Origin of the sequence: Sphingobacterium olei (assembly GCF_005048855.1) — a bacterium.
Lineage (GTDB): Bacteria > Bacteroidota > Bacteroidia > Sphingobacteriales > Sphingobacteriaceae > Sphingobacterium > Sphingobacterium olei.
In genome coordinates this window covers 12,970-31,658 of record NZ_SUME01000011.1, presented here as the reverse complement: position 1 = coordinate 31,658, position 18,689 = coordinate 12,970, and the positions used below count along the sequence as shown (strand labels likewise).

Annotated in this window: 17 protein-coding genes; 9 read left to right on the top strand and 8 right to left on the bottom strand. The window is 39.5% G+C overall.

The window, feature by feature from the left end; translation table 11 throughout:
- Positions 1-2 precede the first annotated feature (2 nt).
- Genes FAZ15_RS20185 through FAZ15_RS20165 form a run of 5 tightly spaced genes read left to right on the top strand, consistent with a single transcriptional unit; the run spans position 3 to position 5,823 of the window.
- On the top strand, positions 3-3,599 hold the full coding sequence (locus tag FAZ15_RS20185) for a response regulator (protein WP_136903180.1): 3,597 nt from the start codon (positions 3-5) through the stop codon (positions 3,597-3,599).
- Between the two features lie 6 nt (positions 3,600-3,605).
- A complete protein-coding gene (locus FAZ15_RS20180) occupies positions 3,606-3,977 on the top strand; it encodes a response regulator (protein ID WP_136903179.1) in 372 nt (123 codons plus the stop codon).
- Positions 3,977-4,801, top strand: a complete 825-nt coding sequence (locus FAZ15_RS20175) for a CheR family methyltransferase (RefSeq protein WP_136903178.1) — start codon at positions 3,977-3,979, stop codon at positions 4,799-4,801. Before FAZ15_RS20180 ends, FAZ15_RS20175 begins: the two co-directional genes overlap by 1 nt.
- 18 nt (positions 4,802-4,819) lie before the next feature.
- Positions 4,820-5,389 (top strand): chemotaxis protein CheB, encoded by a 570-nt coding sequence (locus tag FAZ15_RS20170; RefSeq protein WP_136903177.1) that lies wholly within the window; start codon positions 4,820-4,822, stop codon positions 5,387-5,389.
- A 53-nt stretch (positions 5,390-5,442) separates the two neighbouring features.
- Entirely contained in the window at positions 5,443-5,823 is a 381-nt protein-coding gene (locus tag FAZ15_RS20165; RefSeq protein ID WP_136903176.1) for a response regulator, read from the top strand.
- Between the two features lie 4 nt (positions 5,824-5,827).
- Here FAZ15_RS20165 and FAZ15_RS20160 read toward each other — a convergent pair whose 3' ends face one another.
- On the bottom strand, positions 5,828-6,907 hold the full coding sequence (locus FAZ15_RS20160) for an AI-2E family transporter (RefSeq protein ID WP_238387325.1): 1,080 nt from the start codon (positions 6,905-6,907) through the stop codon (positions 5,828-5,830).
- Between the two features lie 11 nt (positions 6,908-6,918).
- Positions 6,919-7,422 carry a CinA family protein gene (locus FAZ15_RS20155; protein WP_136903175.1) on the bottom strand — a complete coding sequence of 168 codons (504 nt, stop codon included), beginning with the start codon at positions 7,420-7,422 and terminating at the stop codon, positions 6,919-6,921.
- 252 nt (positions 7,423-7,674) lie between these two features.
- Between FAZ15_RS20155 and FAZ15_RS20150 the strand changes: the two genes are divergently transcribed.
- Positions 7,675-8,157 carry a hypothetical protein gene (locus FAZ15_RS20150; protein ID WP_136903174.1) on the top strand — a complete coding sequence of 161 codons (483 nt, stop codon included), beginning with the start codon at positions 7,675-7,677 and terminating at the stop codon, positions 8,155-8,157.
- 333 nt (positions 8,158-8,490) lie between these two features.
- Here FAZ15_RS20150 and FAZ15_RS20145 read toward each other — a convergent pair whose 3' ends face one another.
- Genes FAZ15_RS20145 through FAZ15_RS20135 form a run of 3 tightly spaced genes read right to left on the bottom strand, consistent with a single transcriptional unit; the run spans position 8,491 to position 10,350 of the window.
- Positions 8,491-9,573, bottom strand: a complete 1,083-nt coding sequence (locus FAZ15_RS20145; RefSeq protein WP_136903173.1) for a PAS domain-containing sensor histidine kinase — start codon at positions 9,571-9,573, stop codon at positions 8,491-8,493.
- A gap of 53 nt (positions 9,574-9,626) precedes the next feature.
- On the bottom strand, positions 9,627-9,869 hold the full coding sequence (locus FAZ15_RS20140; protein ID WP_262709322.1) for an ADP-dependent NAD(P)H-hydrate dehydratase: 243 nt from the start codon (positions 9,867-9,869) through the stop codon (positions 9,627-9,629).
- A gap of 22 nt (positions 9,870-9,891) precedes the next feature.
- Complete coding sequence (locus FAZ15_RS20135; RefSeq protein ID WP_136903171.1) at positions 9,892-10,350, bottom strand: MaoC family dehydratase; 459 nt, start codon at positions 10,348-10,350, stop codon at positions 9,892-9,894.
- Positions 10,351-10,790: 440 nt separating this feature from the next.
- Here FAZ15_RS20135 and FAZ15_RS20130 point away from each other — a divergent pair, with 440 nt between their 5' ends.
- Together FAZ15_RS20130 and FAZ15_RS20125 are read left to right on the top strand one after the other, a co-directional pair.
- Positions 10,791-11,645 (top strand): sugar phosphate isomerase/epimerase family protein, encoded by an 855-nt coding sequence (locus FAZ15_RS20130; protein WP_136903170.1) that lies wholly within the window; start codon positions 10,791-10,793, stop codon positions 11,643-11,645.
- A gap of 130 nt (positions 11,646-11,775) precedes the next feature.
- Positions 11,776-14,010: a mechanosensitive ion channel domain-containing protein gene (locus FAZ15_RS20125; RefSeq protein ID WP_136903169.1), complete on the top strand. Its 2,235-nt coding sequence runs from the start codon at positions 11,776-11,778 to the stop codon at positions 14,008-14,010.
- Between the two features lie 45 nt (positions 14,011-14,055).
- Here FAZ15_RS20125 and FAZ15_RS20120 read toward each other — a convergent pair whose 3' ends face one another.
- From FAZ15_RS20120 to FAZ15_RS20110, 3 genes are all read right to left on the bottom strand, one after another.
- On the bottom strand, positions 14,056-14,505 hold the full coding sequence (locus tag FAZ15_RS20120; RefSeq protein ID WP_136903168.1) for a PA2169 family four-helix-bundle protein: 450 nt from the start codon (positions 14,503-14,505) through the stop codon (positions 14,056-14,058).
- 95 nt (positions 14,506-14,600) lie between these two features.
- A complete protein-coding gene (locus tag FAZ15_RS20115) occupies positions 14,601-14,960 on the bottom strand; it encodes a hypothetical protein (protein ID WP_136903167.1) in 360 nt (119 codons plus the stop codon).
- A gap of 159 nt (positions 14,961-15,119) precedes the next feature.
- A complete protein-coding gene (locus FAZ15_RS20110; RefSeq protein WP_136903166.1) occupies positions 15,120-16,241 on the bottom strand; it encodes a baeRF3 domain-containing protein in 1,122 nt (373 codons plus the stop codon).
- 289 nt (positions 16,242-16,530) lie between these two features.
- On the opposite strand from FAZ15_RS20110, the gene FAZ15_RS20105 reads away from it, so the two are divergent.
- Positions 16,531-18,654, top strand: a complete 2,124-nt coding sequence (locus FAZ15_RS20105; RefSeq protein WP_136903165.1) for a catalase — start codon at positions 16,531-16,533, stop codon at positions 18,652-18,654.
- The last annotated feature ends 35 nt before the right edge of the window (positions 18,655-18,689 follow it).

The window sequence follows — 18,689 nt, the reverse complement described above, 5'->3', positions numbered from 1 at the left end:
TTATGCCTAGACCATTTTTAAGAAACCTGCAAATAGGATTTGGAATTTCCTTAATCATCCTTTTGGCGAGTTCTACCGCTTCCTATATTAGTATAAAACAACAGATCGATAATAGAGAGAAGGTCGATCACACGAGACGTGCTATCGCAGCTGCCAATGATGTGCTTATCGACCTACAAAATGCTGAAACGGGACAAAGAGGATACCATCTTACGGGTAAAGAGAGCTTTCTGGAGCCCTACCAACACAGCTTAAAATTTGTGCCAGGTTCTTTAAAAGTTGTCAGGGATTTAACGTTGGATAATCCGTTTCAAGCCCAGCGGGCGGATAGCCTTACCTCGTTAGTAAACTCCAGAATAGGTATCCTAACAAATCTAATAGAACTTAAACGGGAAGGCCGTGAGGTCACCATAGGGCAATTAGAAGAGGGAAAGGTATATATGGATAGTTGCCGCAATATTATATCGCGTTTTATTCGAGAAGAGGAAATCCTTTTAAGTAACCGATCTGCGATGTTGAATCAGTCGTCGAGCTACACGTCTATTTTTATTGTTCTGGCCGCTCTCGTTTCCTTGGTTATTACGGTTATATCGTATATGCGAATTCGAAAGGATTTCAATAAAAGAGAGGAATTGCAGATTTCTTTAAAGAAAAAAGATGAGGAAATAAGCCGCCGATTGAATATTATACAGACAATAGCCAACAAAATAGCCCGCGGCGATTATACGGTGAGAGTGGAGGATAATGAAAAAGACGATTTAGGAAGTTTGGCGGGCTCCCTTAATGAAATGACAGATGCATTAAAATCTTCTTTCGATGAACTCAATAGCAATGAATGGAGGCAAACCGGTCTAGCTGCTTTGAACGAAACACTTGTTGGCAATAAAACCGAAGATGTGTTGGCATCGGATTCTCTTAATCATTTGATCAATTACGCTGCGTGTATAAATGGCGCATTTTACCTCTTTGATAACGGAGCGGTAAAATTACAAAGTGCATATGGTTTAGAAGATAGAATGACAAAAAGCTTCATCCCCGGACAAGGTATGGTAGGGCAGGTTTTTAAAGATGGTAAAGAAAAGGTATTTGAAAATCTAGATGATAAAGATTATGTAGTAAGCTTTTCCAATGGGCAGTTAAAAGTAGAACACATTTTGTTATTGCCCGTTCTGTTACATCAGAGTTGCATAGGTGTTGTAGAATTGGGGTCTTCTACCAAATTTGGTGACAGGGAAATAAAGTACTACAAAGAAGCCTGCAGAAATATTGCGCTTGCATTGTCTGCGGCAAAAGGTAGAAAACAGATTCAGACTCTATTGGAAGAAACACAGGCTCAGGCAGAGGAATTACAGACACAGCACGCCGAGCTGGAGAATCTCAATACCGAGCTCGAAGCCCAAACACAAAAGCTACAAGCTTCAGAAGAAGAATTGAAAGTTCAGCAGGAAGAGCTTTTGCAGTCTAATCAAGAGCTGGAAGAGCGCTCCAAACTATTAGAAGAAAAGAATCACCTGATTGCCGAACGAAATTTAGATATCCAACAGAAAGCAGAAGAGCTGGCGTTAAGCACTAAATATAAGTCTGAATTTTTGGCAAATATGTCTCATGAGCTCCGGACCCCATTGAATTCAATTTTGTTGTTATCACGGTTAATGACAGAAAACGCAGATGAAAACTTAAACGAAGACCAAATCGAATCAGCAAAAGTGATACAAAGCTCGGGGACAAGTCTATTAAGTCTTATCGACGAGATTTTGGATCTTTCTAAGATTGAAGCGGGGAAAATGGAACTTGACTATCAGGAGGTCACGCTGTCAGAGATCACGCAGGAGCTTAATAATTTATTTCTACCCATTATCAAGGAAAAGTCTTTGGATTTACAAATTGATATTCAGCCAGATTTATATGAAAAGATAGAGACCGATAAAATGCGTTTAGATCAGGTGCTTCGAAACCTTTTATCCAATGCCATCAAGTTTACTTCGAAAGGGAGTATTAAGTTGAAGATAGCTGACGATGATACCGATAAAAATAATATCGTTTTTGCAGTTACCGATACCGGAATTGGAATCGCAGAAGAAAAGCAAAAAATAATCTTCGAAGCGTTTCAGCAAGCCGATGGTTCGACCAGAAGAAGATTTGGAGGTACGGGTTTGGGCTTGTCTATAAGCCGTGAAATAGCACGACTGTTAGGAGGAGAGATAAAACTACAAAGTAAAGAAAATGAGGGGAGTACTTTCAGTCTCGTTATTCCCAAGGTCAAAATGACCCATGTGGTAAAACCCGAGACAGAAGAATTAATAGAAAGCATATCTTCTGATGTGGAAGAAATTAATACCCTTGTTGCGGAACGGATCAGCTCCTATGCAGTACAGGATATTCCCGACGAAATAGATGATGACAGACATACAATTAAGAAAGGGGATAAGATCATATTGATTGTAGAAGATGATACCAATTTTGCAAAAGCGTTATTAAAATACACGCGGCAACAAAACTATAAGGGAATCGTCGTTGTACGCGGTGATATGGCCGCTGAATTTGCCTTAAAATACCAGCCATTAGCTATTTTGTTGGATATCCAGTTACCGATCAAAGATGGTTGGCAAGTAATGGATGAAATAAAAAGCAATATGAGGACCAGACATATCCCGGTACATATTATGTCGTCGTTAAAGGTTAAAAAAGAGAGCTTATTAAAAGGGGCTATAGATTTTATTAATAAGCCGATCGCTTTGGAACAGATAAGCAACATGTTTAAGAAAATTGAAGATGCGTTAACCCGGTACCCTAAAAAAGTATTGATTATCGAGGAAAATCCTAAACATGCGACAGCGCTTTCCTATTTCCTTAGCAACTTTAATATCGTCTCGGAAATTAGGAGCAATGTAGAAGATAGTGTAAAAGCTTTGACCTCTGATGCGGTCAATTGTGTGATCCTTGATATGGGTGTACCTGATAAGATTGGTTACGAAACCCTTGAAGCTGTCAAACAGCATGCGGGACTCGAGAACCTACCTATTATCATTTTTACCGGTAAAAATCTCTCTCAGGCCGAAGAACGGAAGATCAAGCAATATGCCGATTCAATTGTTATAAAAACTGCACATTCGTATCAGCGTATCTTAGATGAAGTAGGCTTGTTTTTACATCTCGTCGAAGAGAAGGGAACAGATACTGAAAAACGAAAAACCAACAAATTAGGTTCACTAAATGAAGTGTTAAATGGTAGAAAGGTGTTAATAGCCGACGACGATGTCAGAAACATATTTTCGCTCACAAAAGCGTTGGAAAAATATCAAATGAAAGTTATTTCCGCAATAGATGGCAAAGAAGCGCTTCAGCAGTTGAAAGAGAACCCTGATGTTTCCATTGTGCTGATGGATATGATGATGCCCGAGATGGATGGATATGAAACCATCAAATTGATTCGCCAAATGCCGCAATATGCAAGACTGCCTATAATGGCTGTTACTGCTAAAGCAATGACTGGCGACCGGGAGAAATGTATTGTTGCTGGAGCATCGGATTACATTTCTAAACCGGTAGATACCGATCAATTGCTTTCCTTATTAAGAGTTTGGTTATACGAAAGTTAATATGATATGGACAAGGACAAGTTGATATTAATCATTGATGATGATAGCAGAAATATTTTTGCATTGGGATTGGCGCTGAAAGCAAGAGGGTATAAATCTATATCCTGTTCTGGGGCCGCTGATGGAATAGCAGTACTTCAGGAAAACAAGGATATTCGTGTAGTGCTGATGGATATGATGATGCCTGATATGGATGGATATGAAGCAATAAAGGTTATCAATGCCTCAGAAGAATGTAAAAGAACTCCAATAATTGCAGTTACGGCACAAGCTATGCATGGAGATAGAGAAAAATGTATTGAGGCAGGAGCATGGGATTATATATCTAAGCCTATTGATATTGATAAATTGATTGCGGTAATTGAAAAAGTGTGTTGATGTTGGATCCAAATATTATCAAAGATGACGAACTGGAAGTTCTTTTAGCGGATGTATCTTCTTTGTACGGTTACGATTTTACCCAGTACAGCAGAGCATCCCTAAAGAGAAGGTTAAACAGAATTTGTGTAATTGATAAATTTACAAGCTTCGCGGAATTGAGATATACTCTTATCCATCATCCGGAATATTTACAACGTTTTATCGAAGAGATAACGGTGAATGTTACCGAGATGTTTCGGGATCCTTTTTTTTATAAAGCTTTACGCGAAAAGGTTTTTCCCCAATTGGGAACTTATCCCTTTATCCGAATTTGGCTTGCGGGATGTGCCACAGGAGAAGAAGCCTATTCCATAGCAATACTTTTGAAAGAGGCTAACTTATACAATAGATCATTGATATATGCCACAGATATTAATCCTGGTGTATTAGAAAAAGCCAGAAAGGGGATATTTCCGATTAGTCAGATGAAACAATATTCGGAAAATTATATTTTATCAGGAGGGGCAGCAGATTTTTCGCAATATTATACGGCCAATTACGATATGGTGAAGTTCCATGCTGACCTAAAAGAAAAAATGATCTTTTCTACACATAATTTGGTTTCAGATAGTTCTTTCAACGAATTTCAATTGATTATATGCAGAAATGTGTTGATCTACTTTGATAAAGAATTACAAAATAAAGTATTTAAATTATTTGACGATAGTTTAGATAATTTTGGTTTTTTAGCGCTGGGAGCCAAAGAAACGATACGTTTCTCTAACCTGGAAAATCGTTATAAACAGGTGATGACAGAAAAAATTTGGAAGAAAATCAAATAAAGTAATCAGGTTAGCAGTATGTTAAAAGCAACAGAAATACTCTTAATTGGCGGCTCGGCAGGAAGTCTTACCGTACTGTTAAAGGTATTGCCACAACTTAATAATGATATTTCGTTTCCTATTATAATTATCCTTCACCGCAAGCCACATCCCGATTCTATTTTAAATACGCTCTTATCCAACTATACCGATTTAGAAGTATGTGAGGCAGAAGACAAAATGACGTTAAAAAGCAAATGTATCTATGTCGTGCCTCCAGATTATCATCTTCTTTTCGAGGATAAACATATGGTGTCTTTGGATTCGTCCGAGAAATTGAATTATTCGCGACCATCGATAGATGTAACCTTTCAATCGGCGGCAGAGGTATTTCAAGAAAATGCTGTAGCTTTATTACTGTCGGGAGCGAATGCAGATGGGGTAGAAGGGCTGCAGTACATTAAACAAAATAATGGGTTTACAGTCGTTCAAGACCCGGAAACCGCAGAAGTAGATTATATGCCCAGACAAGCAATATTGCAAGTTAAAATAGACCATGTACTCAGACCGGATCAAATGGCCGGATTTGTAAATCGATTGTACAAATAACATTTATAATATTAATTTTAATAATTAACATATTCCAACTAAATTAGCTGTTTATGAACGACAAAACTGTATTAATTTTTGATGATGACGTTAACATTTTGGAAGTATGTTCCATTGTGTTGGAGGCATGCGGATATCATGTGGCCGTTTCCGAAACATCCCATGATATCATCGAGAAAGTGACGGAAGTTAAACCTGATGTGATTTTGATGGACAATTGGATACCAGATATTGGAGGTGTAAAGGCTACACAGCTGCTGAAACAGCATCTTGATTTCAAGCATCTGCCTGTAATCTACGTGTCTGCAAACAATGATATCCATTTACTTGCCGATACTGCCGGAGCAGATGCCTACTTAGCTAAGCCATTTGATCTTGTCGATCTGGAAAATATCGTAGCACAAGTATTATTGGATGCCGAACATAAGAACTGATGGTTTACTTTCTTTTTATCTTTTCAAGTAAACTCTTGCCTTTCTTTTGGTCGGAGCCAATGAGGTAGGCATAAGGCTTTAAATGGGGAATGTGATCGAATACGATTCGCATTACGCCCACAAGTGGAATCGCTAGCACCATGCCAGCGATTCCCCAAATAAGTTCTCCTGCCACCAGTGCAATTATTGTAAACAGGGGATTGATCCGTACCTGGCTTCCTACTACCAGTGGTTCGAGTATATACGTTTGTATAAATTGAACCAACATATAAACCGCAATAACCCCTATAATGATTCGGCTATCACCTCCCTGTGCAGCTACAGCCAAAATGGTGAACGAAGTTCCCAATAAATTCCCCACAAAAGGGACGATTTCTAATAATCCACAGAGTACAGCAAAAAATAACGCATTTTCTACACCTAATGCAGAAAATCCGATGCCGTACATTATCCATAGCATTACGATCATTTTAGAGAGACCTTCTAGATATTGTTGTGCCACATCGGATGATTTTTGCAAGATAAGCGTAGCTTTTTCACGATAGGCCGTATTTACAAGCATTAAAATAAAATTTTTAATGCGCCCTCTATATAATAGTAAAAGAAAAATGTATACGGTAACGAGTACCATATCTACCGCTATACTTAATGTGCCTGTGGCAAAGCTCATCAGCATGTCGCCCGCTCCGACTGAAGAATCTCCTTGAGAAGTGGCGATGTTCTCCTGCTGCTTACGGTCAATACCTATATTTTCATGGAGCCAATCTCTAAATTTTTCAACAAATTCCAGTACCCGCTGTTTTAGCTCCGCTAGATTATCGGTGAAGCTACTGAGCTGCCATCCTAATAAGGCAACAATTATCGCCAGCGCCGCCAAGAACAGCAAAACAGAAACAAAAGCCGCTACACCCCGTTGTATGTTAAGGGTTTCCAATTTACGGCATATCTTTGTTAGAAGCATAGCTAATACGGCTGCTAACACTAAGGGAACAAGGAAACTTTTTCCAAAATACAGCATGACTACGCTGAGTGTAAAAAGAAGTAGAATTAAAATTGCACGTTGGAGGCTTTTTATGTTTTGCATAGGTTAGTTGTTTATATTATTTTCGCAGGATCTGATCCAGACAATATAGTGATCAATTGTCTTGCTACATAATCTACCGTGGCGTTTACAATAGCTTCTTGAGATCCATCAAACCACATCCTGGATGCGAACAGTTGTTTACCCTGTTTCACTGCTTGAATAAACATGGTACCTACCGGCTTTTCTGGTTTCTCACTTCCGCCCGGGCAGGTCAAACCGGTAACGCCGATAGATATATCCGCATCAATTAGTTTCGAAAGTCCCAATGTTATGGAGCGTGTCACTTCGGGAGATTCGGGTGTAAATTGTGTTATCTGTTGAACGGGTACATCTAATAAGTATTCCTTCAGTCCTGCATCGTAACAAACCACTCCGCCTTGTAAAAATTTTCCCGCATCAGTCACCAGCGAAAATTCGTAGGCCAGTCGCCCCGCGGTGGCACTTTCTGCAAAGGCAATAGTCAACCCTTTCTCGATCAATAGTTGGCCACATTGGTTTATCAGGTCTTTTTTCATTTTTTTAAACTTCTATAAGATCAACAATCGAAAACCTTAAAAAGTTCTCCCAAATGCTTCCTTAAACTTTTAATCCGCTGTAGCTAAAACACTACATAATAAAATAAAAATGTTAAATAACAAGGAGACATTAAAATTAATGATGTTCTTTGCGCCAAATATGTACGCCATGTAAAAATCAGGTTACACATTTTACACGGCAGGATTAATTTTGTCTTATTAGAACAGAGATACTAATACTATTCAGAAACGATGAAACGCGGTACTGATTATATCAAACCCACGAGCACAATAGAACGGTTAATGGAATATAACCAGGCTTTTTCCGATGTTAAGCATCCGGATTTCGAGCACAACTACGAACGTGTGGTTTATCAGAATGAGGCGTACAGGACGGGCGATCACCGTGTTTATACCAAATATCTTCAGCAAACATATCCGGAGCGCATAGATGAAGAAATTAAAAAGCTTACGCACTGTTCTTCGCAAATCAACGCAATGAATAAGGAAGAGGCTATGCATTTTGTTGAAGAGAACCAGATTGTGTTGTTTCAATCTGATATCTATATTCTAGATGAGGATGCGATCTTGTCTGCCTTTATTGCTGCGCCACAATATGTCGACCATTTTGATATGTACGAAAGTTGGGGCAATTTGATCAACTGTTTTGTATTGCCTGATATCCTATTTCAGGAAAAACGGGAAATTTTCTTGATCAATACCGTTGTTCAATAGCATACATTCTCATCTTCGATCCAAACAATTCCCTTAAGTCTTCTTCTTGCTTCATAAGTAATGATTCCTCAATAACCAGTAGTTCATTATCTTCACTTTCCAGAATCGCTCCCGAGACGTCCCAATGCTCTAGGAATAGCCATACATCATCTAAAAATACGACTCCAACTTGTCAACGATTTTCCGCAACTTTCAATACCTTTATTTGTTTAAACAGGTATTAATTTACCGAGACCATCAATTTTAACATATCAAAAGATAACAGGGTACCTAATCGATCTGAAGTAGATTTGATTTTCACCGGGAATGTGTTAGTTATCAAGGGAATAAAATTTAGTTTAGTCTTCTTTCGAGAGGTATTTTCACGTAAAAGATACTTCCATTTTCGGCTTCCGATTCAAACCAGATTTTACCACCATGTAGATCAACAAGGGATTTCGTTACCCACAATCCGAGCTCTGTCCATTTTTCGAATCCGAGTTCCCCTGCTTGATCCCTCGTATATTTTGTAAAGAGAAGCGGCTGTAAGTTTTTTGGAATCCCTATTCCGTTATCTTTTACCGTCATCAAGAAGCCATCTTCTACTTGTTGCGTATGGATATGAATCTGGTCATCATCTGTTGTAAATTGCGTTGCGGTGTAGAGCAGATGATCGATAATGCGAAAGAACTTGGCGCTATCCACCTCGGCGTATATCTTAGCATCCGCAGAAGTTTGCGTAAACTTTTTTCCGGGATGTGATTCACGATAGGCACCGATCGCCTTTTGAATAGCCTGTACAATCTCTATACGTTCTGGGGACATCGATTCATCAATTGTACCTAGGGATTCCCGGTTTAAAAGAAGGCGTATAAGATCAAGATTACGCTTTGCAATATCCTGAATCATTCCTGTTAGTTTTACCACTTCTTGGTTGTCGGGGACCTTATTAGCTATTATTGATGCGAGAAGTTTCGTTGTGCCGATTGGCCCACGCAGATCGTGAGACACGATTTCAAGCATGGTGTCTTTCCAGGTATTAATCTGTTCCAAATGTTGGATACCTATTTGTCGGGCAGTATCATCTTGCGCAACCCCACATATATAAGGTTGCGAAGGATCCGTCACAGGATAAAATGTCAGGCTAATCCATTTTTCCGTTGTATCGGCGCATATAATTCTAAATTTTAGGGGAGCGATTTGCGATTTTTTTAGTACTTCCCGGAATTTTTTTGCTACGTATTCAAAATCCTCTGGATGAATAATATCAAATAATAGTTGAGGACTATGCTGCACCTCAGCGATATTAAGGTTAGTTATTCGCACAAATGCGTCATTTAAATAGCAGATGTGCTGTTTACCAGTATGATATACAAAAAAGACATGATCATTCTGATCTGCTAGGTATTTAAAAACCGAAAAATCATCTTTTTCCATTAAAATATATCGCTGAATAGTGTTCTAAGTTAATGATAATTTAGCCGAAAACCTTATTTCTGAGCCACGATATTCCATGCTGAAGAAATATACTCAATAATATTAGAGGCAATAAGACTTTTGGGATGTATTGTTCGTATTGCTAAATCAGCAGCTAGCCCGTGCAGAAAGACACCTGTTCGGGCTGCATCTATCGGTGAAAGTCCTTGCGCCAATAGCGAGGAGAGCATGCCACTCAACACATCCCCGCTGCCTGCGGTAGCCATCCCCCAATTCCCCGTCGAATTAAAATGAATCTAACCATTAAAACCTTTTCTTCTATTTAAAATGGTAAAGGAATATAACATCTCCTACATAAGCAGGCTTGGCATTGTCTCTGATCACTAAAGTTGCTTCAATAACGGCCTTTACCACACCTCTTAGATTGAGTATTGATTTTACTTTCGCATGCAACTGTACCTCACTGTTTACCAGTACCGCTTGACCAAATTTAAGGTTTTCTATGCCGTAGTTAATTTCCATTTTCACATTACGCACATCAGCAATTTGTTTCCAGAGATAGGGGATGAGCGAAAGGGTCAGATAACCGTGGGCAATAGTCGATTTGAATGGACCCACAGATTCTGCTTTTTCCTGATCTACGTGTATCCATTGATGGTCAAGCGTCGCTTCCGCAAAACGATTGATCTGCTCCTGATCGATTTTATGCCAATCTGAAAATCCTAATTGTTTTCCCTCATAGGATTTATATTCTTCGAAATTATTGATCGTTATCATTTCAAGTGATGATTTTTAATTAAAATGAATTGTTTATTTTTAGAAACATGTCTTTACGTCTATGTTTTTTGTGACGCTAATTTTTTAAAAGTATTAAAAAGTATTTATAGAAATAAGGCCGATTTATAATTTTTATTTAAATAAACATCAAATTAGGTGTTTTTCCTGATAAACCGGCGATAAATAAAAAGTTTGTTTATATTTATGGACATAACTGTATTGAAATTCGTTATAAAATCTATTTATGAATATTCATGTTTCCGAGACCGAGCGACCGCCGAAGGCAGATGCGAAGCAACTTTCTCGATCAGGGCTGCGTATGGGGCTGTAGGGGCTGATAAAAACCGAGCTCATTGATACAGATGAAAACAAACTCTTATCAATAAACACAAACACACATGGATATTCCATATGACCGATAAAAATCACATTATACACATATGAAACAAATAATACTATTGCTACTTTTTGCTGTTACTTGCCAAAAAATGACTTATGGCCAATCTGCTTTGCCTGAATTGGGCGTGTGTGCAAATCTGGACAAAAGCATGCTTGTTAAAAAAGCAGGTTATTCGTTTATTCAACCAACGGTTTCCGAAGTGCTCCAACCTATGATAGCAGATTCTTCGTTCAATGATGAAAAAACAAAGAATTCCGATGTTGCGGTTTCCGTTGTCAATGTATTTATTCCGGGGACGATCAAAACAACCGGCCCGGAGATGGACGAAGCTACGATCATAAATTACGCGACTACTGTTTTTCAAAGAGCGCAACGTTTAAATATTCCCCTCATCGTTTTTGGCAGCGGTGCTTCCCGTCATATTCCCGATGGGTTTAATAGAGATACTGCATTTTCACAGTTTGTACATATTTCTAAGAAATTAGCTGCCCTAGCGGCACAATATCATGTAGTTTTGGCTTTGGAAAGCCAAAATAAAACGGAATGTAATTTTCTAAATACGTTAAAAGAGTGTATAGCCGTAGCGGAGGCTGTTAATCATCCAAATTTTAAGATAACGGTTGATATTTATCATATGATGCGTGAAAATGAACCCGCATCTGTCGTCTTAGAGGGGGCAAAATATATTTACCATTGTGATATTGGTGAGAAAGAGGACCGTACTGCCCCCGGTGTAGTCGGTGACGATTTTACCCCCTTCTTTAAAGCATTTCAGAAAATTGGATATACTGGAAAAATAGCTTTGGAATGCAGATTTAAAGATCTAGAGACGGAGCTGCCGTTGGCTATGCGTACCATTAGGGAACAATGGCAAGCGGCATTGGATAAGCCATGAGCTGAGACAGAAAATCTCACCAAGGATTTCACCCTTTATTTTCGTTTTTTCATGTGATACATACAGTGTCATAATAAAACTATACCCATATTTATTTGTTACTTTTGGGATCGGACTACCGCGACAATGTATGAAAGAAAAAAACAATTTATTGTATGGTTGTGTCTTAAGTGCTATACTGCTTTTCGGAATAGCGTTTACTGTTGGACAAGAACAAAAAATAACGGATACGACAGAAAATGCGGATGGTAGTGAAATAGTGGAAGTTCCTAAGGCAACTGAAACAAAAGAATGGAAATCCGTCGAGGGGTTGCGTATCCGGATTGGATCTTTTATTACTCAGGTAGATAGTTTGAAGCGTGACCAGCAACTGCGCCAACGTGAAGGTCGCATGGACAGCGCTTTTGTCGACAGTGTCTATCGACAACTTAATCGGATTTCTTCTGGCATAGATAAATCAAAAATAGATATTCTGCTTGTAGAGAAATCGCTGCTTCAGAAAAAAAGTACGGGATCCATAGAGGATAGTCTCGTCGAACGGCTGGCTACCGAAGACCTCTTAGATTCCATCACGTATGTAGCGCTGACGGATAGTTTATCTGTTTTGAACGCTCGATTGGACTTACTAAAAAGGGAAATCCAGATCATGGATGTAGCTTTCAAAACAGCTTCACCCCTCCTTACAGAGGCCGCTGATTCGGTGATCATGGACGAGATACCCCTCTTACAGCGCAGGATTATAGGAAATGTAAAAAAAAACCTAGCCCGAGATCAGGCAAACATAGCGTACTTTGACTATTCAGCTTGGAGCAGCCGACTTTTTCTGATCTTACTCAGTGGACTTTACTTTTATTGGATATTTCGGTTAGGTCGTCGGTCAAATGATGAGAAAGATGAAATCAATATTCATAAAAATGATCCCTTATGGATTCCGATACTCAAAGCAGTGGTTTTCTTTTTAACACTGCTTCCATTAGTCTCTTTTGTTGTACCTATACTGGTATTGGAGGTTAGTTATTTCATCATTTTTGTCCTCTTATTGGTTATTCTATACGAACAGCTTACGCCATACAAGAAACGGGCATTGGGATTGACAAGTTTACATTATGCGTTACTTATCATAGCAAATTTAGTGATTGCCGACGATCCATGGACACGTATTTTTGCGGGAACAATGTGTGCTTTCGGCATATACTTGATCTATACAGTAGGAAAGAAGATTAATGTAGAGAATCCGGTAGCATATGTCAATATATACGCTCGGTGGGCTATTATACTGGTATATATATTGTCCATATTATCCAATGTAATTGGCTATATCGAATTCGCACGGATGTGGGGAAGTGTAGCAGCGATTGCGCTCCTGCAGGCCCTCTCGCTCCGGGCATTTCGAGATATGTTATTGCACGATTTGGAAAAACAATTTGAGGTTGCACCAACAGATCATGTTATCAAACGATTTGATCTGCCAAAGATGCGTAAAGCTCTTGGTCGGGTTTTATATGTATGTTGCACGATAATAGTTATTGTAGTTTTGGTCAATAGCTTGAATATAAACGATCAGGTCAGTAAGTTGTTGGATCATATTTTCAATAATGAACGAAAAATGGGCACAATGACTTATACATACGGCAATGTATTATTGGCTATCGGGGTGCTAGCGACAGCACACTGGTTTCAAAAAAGCCTTAACAGCCTTTTAAATGATCCTGTCTCTTACACAGTGCCCGTCAGACGGATGACACTCTTTCCTTTAGTCCGCTTGCTCATCGTCGTAGTCGGCTTTTTGATAGCTGTCAGTATCATTGGAATAGGCACGGATAGGCTCACCGTTATTATTGGTGCATTGAGTGTAGGAATTGGTCTCGGTCTACAGAATATCATCAACAACTTTGTCTCCGGAATTATTTTAGTTTTTGAAAAGCCCTTCAAAATAGGAGATTATATTGAACTGGCAGACAAGAAAGGGCAGGTACTCGAAATTGGTATCCGATCAAGTACCTTAATGACCGATCAGGGCGCCCGCGTGATCATTCCCAACGGGGATTTGCTGTCTGGCAGACTGGTTAATTGGACATTCTTAAACGATGATATTCGACTTAATATGGAGCTTACCATTACCGGAGCAAAAGAGATTGAACCGGTAAAATCCATGCTGACGCAGAAACTGGACGCCCATAAATATGTGGATCAGCACATCCCGATAAAAGTCTATACGAAATCTGTGAATGCCGATAACTATGTACTTGCCATACAGATCGGGATGCTGAATGTACAGCATATTGAACGATTTAAAAGTGAATTTTTGGAAGACGTCAAGAAAGAGTTAAAAGGGCAGGAGATTGGTGTTGCTTCTACCGCATAAGCAACTTTCTTGAGGAAATTGTAGAATTTGGGATTAAGAGCACCGTTACTTTAGGGCATGTATTTTCTCGTACGACATGTGGTGGATTTCTACCTGCGTCTGCAAAACGGTTACTAACTTATCAGAAAGATGCGGTGCGTGGTCTAGTACATTTTTGTATAAGTCACGTGTTGTGTTTTCAATTTGTTCACATTCCACCAACAACTGTTTGCGCTCTAGCTGGGCAAGCGTGGACCTAATATCCGACCAGAAAAACTGAAATCTGCCGGAAATAGTGGTGTTGGTAGCGGGTTCTTGTCCATTAATTACTACAAAGGGACTAAGCTCATTTGCAAATTTTTTCGCCTGTTCCAATAGCTCTTCCAATATGGATTTAAGATCTAAATTTTCTATACCTGTTAATTCGTTCAGTGCCTTGGTATACCACGTCTGTCGGTCATTATTTATACCTATTAACTGATTGGTCAGGTCAACTGTTTTTTTTACTGCATCCATGAAAAAAAAGTTTTATGTAAATCTCATGTGGAGGGCTTGACCTTTCACATGAGATTTACAGATGATATGTATTGTTCGTTTCTACAAGATAATATTTAGACGACCGGGTCATCGTCGAAATCATTGTCTTCACCTAGGATGTCATCCTCATCCAGATTACTAATGGTGTCGTCTTCAATATCCAGATCATAAGGTGTGCCGATTTCATCTTCTTCCAGGTCTTCCATAATTTGTTCCTCAACGACATCAATACGATCGATATCATCCTGCAATGGTTCCGTATCCGCAAGGCTCGGATCGTCGATATCATCATCACTTTCATCTCGATCCAAATCATTTGTTTCCCCCACTTCGGGATTATTAGCGGGTTGTCCCTCTCGCTCTGGCCCCACATTAATCATAGCTAAAATAAGACCTTGTCTCTCTAATAGCTGTATTTCATTCGTTGTTTTCATCTTGTTGTGCTTTTATGGTATTTACATCTTGGCTACCTAGTTACCGTCTATAAAATCAGCGTGAAACAGTCTTCAATGTTGGCACGCTAAATACGTTTTTTTTCTCATTTAATACATGACAGATACCGTAGGTGGAACCGCTAGCCTTCGCCCTCGGCTTTAAAAACGATTTATCGTAAATGCGCCAGTATCGTAAGGCATATCATCTTTGTCCAACAAGATGATTTGTCCACCTCTTTCAAATACCAGATACGCTAATTCGTTTAGTATATCCGTATCTTTATTTTCGTTAAGATGTACTTTTCTGTTTTCTAAATCGATTTCACCAGATAGGTTTCTTCCGTTTTCTAAAAATAATATCTCAACCTTGCCATCCATAACATCATACGCTACATCGCGAATCTCGTGGCTACTTAATTTTTGCTGAGCCGCAATTTGTTGCCTATCCAACAGTTTACGAATATTTTCTGTATGTTCAGTTTCTATCACTTTCTTCACTTTTGTCAGTAGCTCTTTTATATTTAGTGCTTCGGCATTGATTGTGATATGGTGCTCATGTAAATGTTGATTCTTGCTTATTGCCTTAAATTCGGTATGATGCTCTGCTAAGGCAGCTAGTATCAATGGTTTATCGTGGGAAAAATCAAAGTGGCTATTGAGTGCCTGATCTACACTTCTAAAAAAACGTTCGATGTCAATGTCTTCCTCCTGACTTTTTTCCATATACCCATGAACATGGGAGGTAGGTGCCGAAGTAGAATGGACATGATTGTCGGTAAGCTCGCTACCCAACGCTTCCGTCATACTTGTCGGTACGTTTCCTTGTATGTTAAGTTTCTCGAGATGATATTTATCTCCGGTATATAGTCTTACGTCATCCTGCCCCAACGCGAGTAAATAATATTCTTTATTTTCCGCATGGAACTTAAATAACGGCTTGACACAGAACGAATTGGCAACACATGTGATTTCCTCTACACGCTCAGGTAACCGTATAATATGTGTTTCATTCTTCGCACTAAAAATAGCTAGTCCGCAATCGTTATTATTCCAGAAATCGTAGTCGTTCTGCAATTTTTCGAAGGGTTCTAACAAAGACATATAATCTGTTAGCTTGTTTTCCGTAATGTAGAGCTGGATTTTTTTTACCAGATTTTTAAACAGGATGGGATCCGTGGCACTTTCCGGATGAACCCTATGGGTAGGCATATATAGCGAAATACAGGGCTGGTTACGAATCTGTGTTAATTGTTGTAAAAGGGTTGAATTAATCTTTTCCATACTCATGTCGTAAGTTTATAAATAACAATTACTGTTCATCTTAATAACAACAACCTTTTTTATATGTTTCCGCTTTAGGTAAAATCTAGCATTATCCGTTGTTTATACGTGAATTACTACCTGTTTTCATTTCGTTATAAACCACTGAAGCATTTTATTGTTCTCGAAATGTAATTTTAATTCAATCTCTGTGAGTTATAACTGATTGAATGACACCGAATATAAAAAAGATAACAAATCATTTCCTGCTTTGGTAGGTAGTGTATGGACTCAAATAGATTATTCACGTATGAAAAACGACATCACAAAACAAAATGATGAAGGCGCTGCTCCTGTTCGAAGGGACCAAGGCCTCACTTCAAACCAAGGGACGACTATTGCGGACGATTTTAATACTTTAAAATCTGGCGTGCGAGGCCCCAGTCTTTTAGAAGATTTTCTTTTTCGCGAAAAGATCTTCCATTTTGATCATGAACGTATACCCGAGCGGGTCGTACATGCACGGGGGGCGGGTGCCCATGGCGTGTTTAGGCTTATGGACCCTATTCCCCAATTTTCCAAAGCTGGCTTTTTAAGTCAGGTAGGAGCGGAAACAGAAGTTTTTGTCCGATTTTCTACCGTTGTCGGATCCCGCGGTTCTACAGATCTGGCCAGGGATGTAAGGGGCTTCGCGATCAAATTCTATACATCAGAAGGTATTTTTGATTTGGTTGGAAATAATATTCCTGTTTTTTTTATTCAAGATGCCATAAATTTTCCTGATCTGGTACACGCTGTAAAACCGGAGGAACGCAATGAAATTCCACAGGCTGCTTCTGCACACAATACCTTCTGGGATTTTGCATCGTTAATGCCTGAGACTGCACATATGGTTATGTGGCTGATGTCAGACCGTGCCATTCCAAGGAGCTACCGTATGATGCAAGGATTCGGTGTAAATACGTATAAATTACTGAATGCACAAGGAGAATCCTTCTTTGTAAAATTTCACCTTAAGCCTAAGCTTGGGGTCCACTCCGTGGTATGGGATGAAGCTCAAAAAATCAGTGGGAGGAATCCGGATTTTCACCGTCAGGATTTATGGGAGGCAATAGAAAATGGAGATTATCCAGAATGGGACCTAGGCGTACAAATCCTGACAAATGAACAGGAGCAGTCGTTGGATTTTGATATTTTGGATGCGACTAAAGTTATTCCAGAAGAATTAATTCCTATCCAGTACATTGGCACACTTCAGCTAAATCGCAATCCGGATAATTTCTTCGCTGAGACCGAACAGGTGGCTTTCCATCCAGGACATTTAGTGCCAGGTATTGACTTTTCGGATGATCCTCTACTACAAGGACGGTTGTTCTCTTACCTCGATACACAGTTAAGCCGGCTCGGATCACCAAATTTCCACGAGCTTCCAATCAATAAGCCCAAAAATCCTACCCATAATTTCAGGAGGGATGGGGCAATGCGTCAAGATATTCCGAAAGACACCGGAAACTATAACCCGCATTCTATAGCTGGCGGCTGTCCGTATCTCTCTAATGTCATGAGTGGAGGGTCTGGTTTTGAGAGTGTTCCGGCCGCGGCAGAAGGACGTAAAATACGTAAACGTAGTGAGACGTTTGGAGACCATTTCAGCCAGGCGTCAACGTTCTACAACAGTCAGTCTGAAATTGGTAAAAAACATATACAAGACGCCTTTAGTTTTGAACTCGGAAAAGTAACCCGAGAAGAGGTTCGATTTCGCTATTTGGGAATACTCTCCGTAGTAGATAAGGAGCTCGCTACTATTGTAGCGGATAGATTAGGGCTTCCTGTTCCCGATGGGCTATCCGAAGAAACCATTCAGACCGCGTCACAGATTTTTGAAAATTACCCAGCCCTAGATAAAATTAAGCTAGGCTTTACCTATCCTTCACTTTCTGTAGAGTATCACTGCGATTTTGACACGATCAAAACTCGTAAGATAGCGGCTATTTTGACGGAAGGATTTGATCTCCAGGAATTGAAACAAATGCAGGCCCGGATTAAGGAGGAAGGCGCGACGCTGGACATTATAGCTGATAAATATGGCGACATAATCGCGGCGACGGGCGAAACGGTAAAAGTGGACTACACCTTGGTTACGATGGATTCTGTATTATATGATGCGTTATATGTTGTAGGGGGCAATGCTAGTCAGGAAAAGTTAGCGAGCATTAAGAAGGCCGTCTGTTATGTGGATGATGCGCTGAAGCACAATAAGGCCATTGCCATTGGTGGAAATAGTAATGCACTAGTGCAGGCCAGCGATCTTCGTTTGGTAGAATCCGACAAGGCGATTGTGTCGATCCGCACAGCCGACGATATAGAAGTTTTCATACAGCGGATTGCCCAGCATAGAAACTGGCAAAGAGAACTGGCAAATAATCTTTTATAGGATCGAAAGTACGCTTATTTTAATGGATAGCTACT

What these genes read in the sequence shown, in the direction of transcription:
- FAZ15_RS20185 (WP_136903180.1), top strand. Translation starts at nt 3, where the DNA reads ATGCCTAGACCATTTTTAAGAAACCTGCAAATAGGATTTGGAATTTCC.
- FAZ15_RS20180 (WP_136903179.1), top strand. Translation starts at nt 3,606, where the DNA reads ATGGACAAGGACAAGTTGATATTAATCATTGATGATGATAGCAGAAAT.
- FAZ15_RS20175 (WP_136903178.1), top strand. Translation starts at nt 3,977, where the DNA reads ATGTTGGATCCAAATATTATCAAAGATGACGAACTGGAAGTTCTTTTA.
- FAZ15_RS20170 (WP_136903177.1), top strand. Translation starts at nt 4,820, where the DNA reads ATGTTAAAAGCAACAGAAATACTCTTAATTGGCGGCTCGGCAGGAAGT.
- FAZ15_RS20165 (WP_136903176.1), top strand. Translation starts at nt 5,443, where the DNA reads ATGAACGACAAAACTGTATTAATTTTTGATGATGACGTTAACATTTTG.
- FAZ15_RS20160 (WP_238387325.1), bottom strand. Translation starts at nt 6,907, where the DNA reads ATGCAAAACATAAAAAGCCTCCAACGTGCAATTTTAATTCTACTTCTT.
- FAZ15_RS20155 (WP_136903175.1), bottom strand. Translation starts at nt 7,422, where the DNA reads ATGAAAAAAGACCTGATAAACCAATGTGGCCAACTATTGATCGAGAAA.
- FAZ15_RS20150 (WP_136903174.1), top strand. Translation starts at nt 7,675, where the DNA reads ATGAAACGCGGTACTGATTATATCAAACCCACGAGCACAATAGAACGG.
- FAZ15_RS20145 (WP_136903173.1), bottom strand. Translation starts at nt 9,573, where the DNA reads ATGGAAAAAGATGATTTTTCGGTTTTTAAATACCTAGCAGATCAGAAT.
- FAZ15_RS20135 (WP_136903171.1), bottom strand. Translation starts at nt 10,350, where the DNA reads ATGATAACGATCAATAATTTCGAAGAATATAAATCCTATGAGGGAAAA.
- FAZ15_RS20130 (WP_136903170.1), top strand. Translation starts at nt 10,791, where the DNA reads ATGAAACAAATAATACTATTGCTACTTTTTGCTGTTACTTGCCAAAAA.
- FAZ15_RS20125 (WP_136903169.1), top strand. Translation starts at nt 11,776, where the DNA reads ATGAAAGAAAAAAACAATTTATTGTATGGTTGTGTCTTAAGTGCTATA.
- FAZ15_RS20120 (WP_136903168.1), bottom strand. Translation starts at nt 14,505, where the DNA reads ATGGATGCAGTAAAAAAAACAGTTGACCTGACCAATCAGTTAATAGGT.
- FAZ15_RS20115 (WP_136903167.1), bottom strand. Translation starts at nt 14,960, where the DNA reads ATGAAAACAACGAATGAAATACAGCTATTAGAGAGACAAGGTCTTATT.
- FAZ15_RS20110 (WP_136903166.1), bottom strand. Translation starts at nt 16,241, where the DNA reads ATGGAAAAGATTAATTCAACCCTTTTACAACAATTAACACAGATTCGT.
- FAZ15_RS20105 (WP_136903165.1), top strand. Translation starts at nt 16,531, where the DNA reads ATGAAAAACGACATCACAAAACAAAATGATGAAGGCGCTGCTCCTGTT.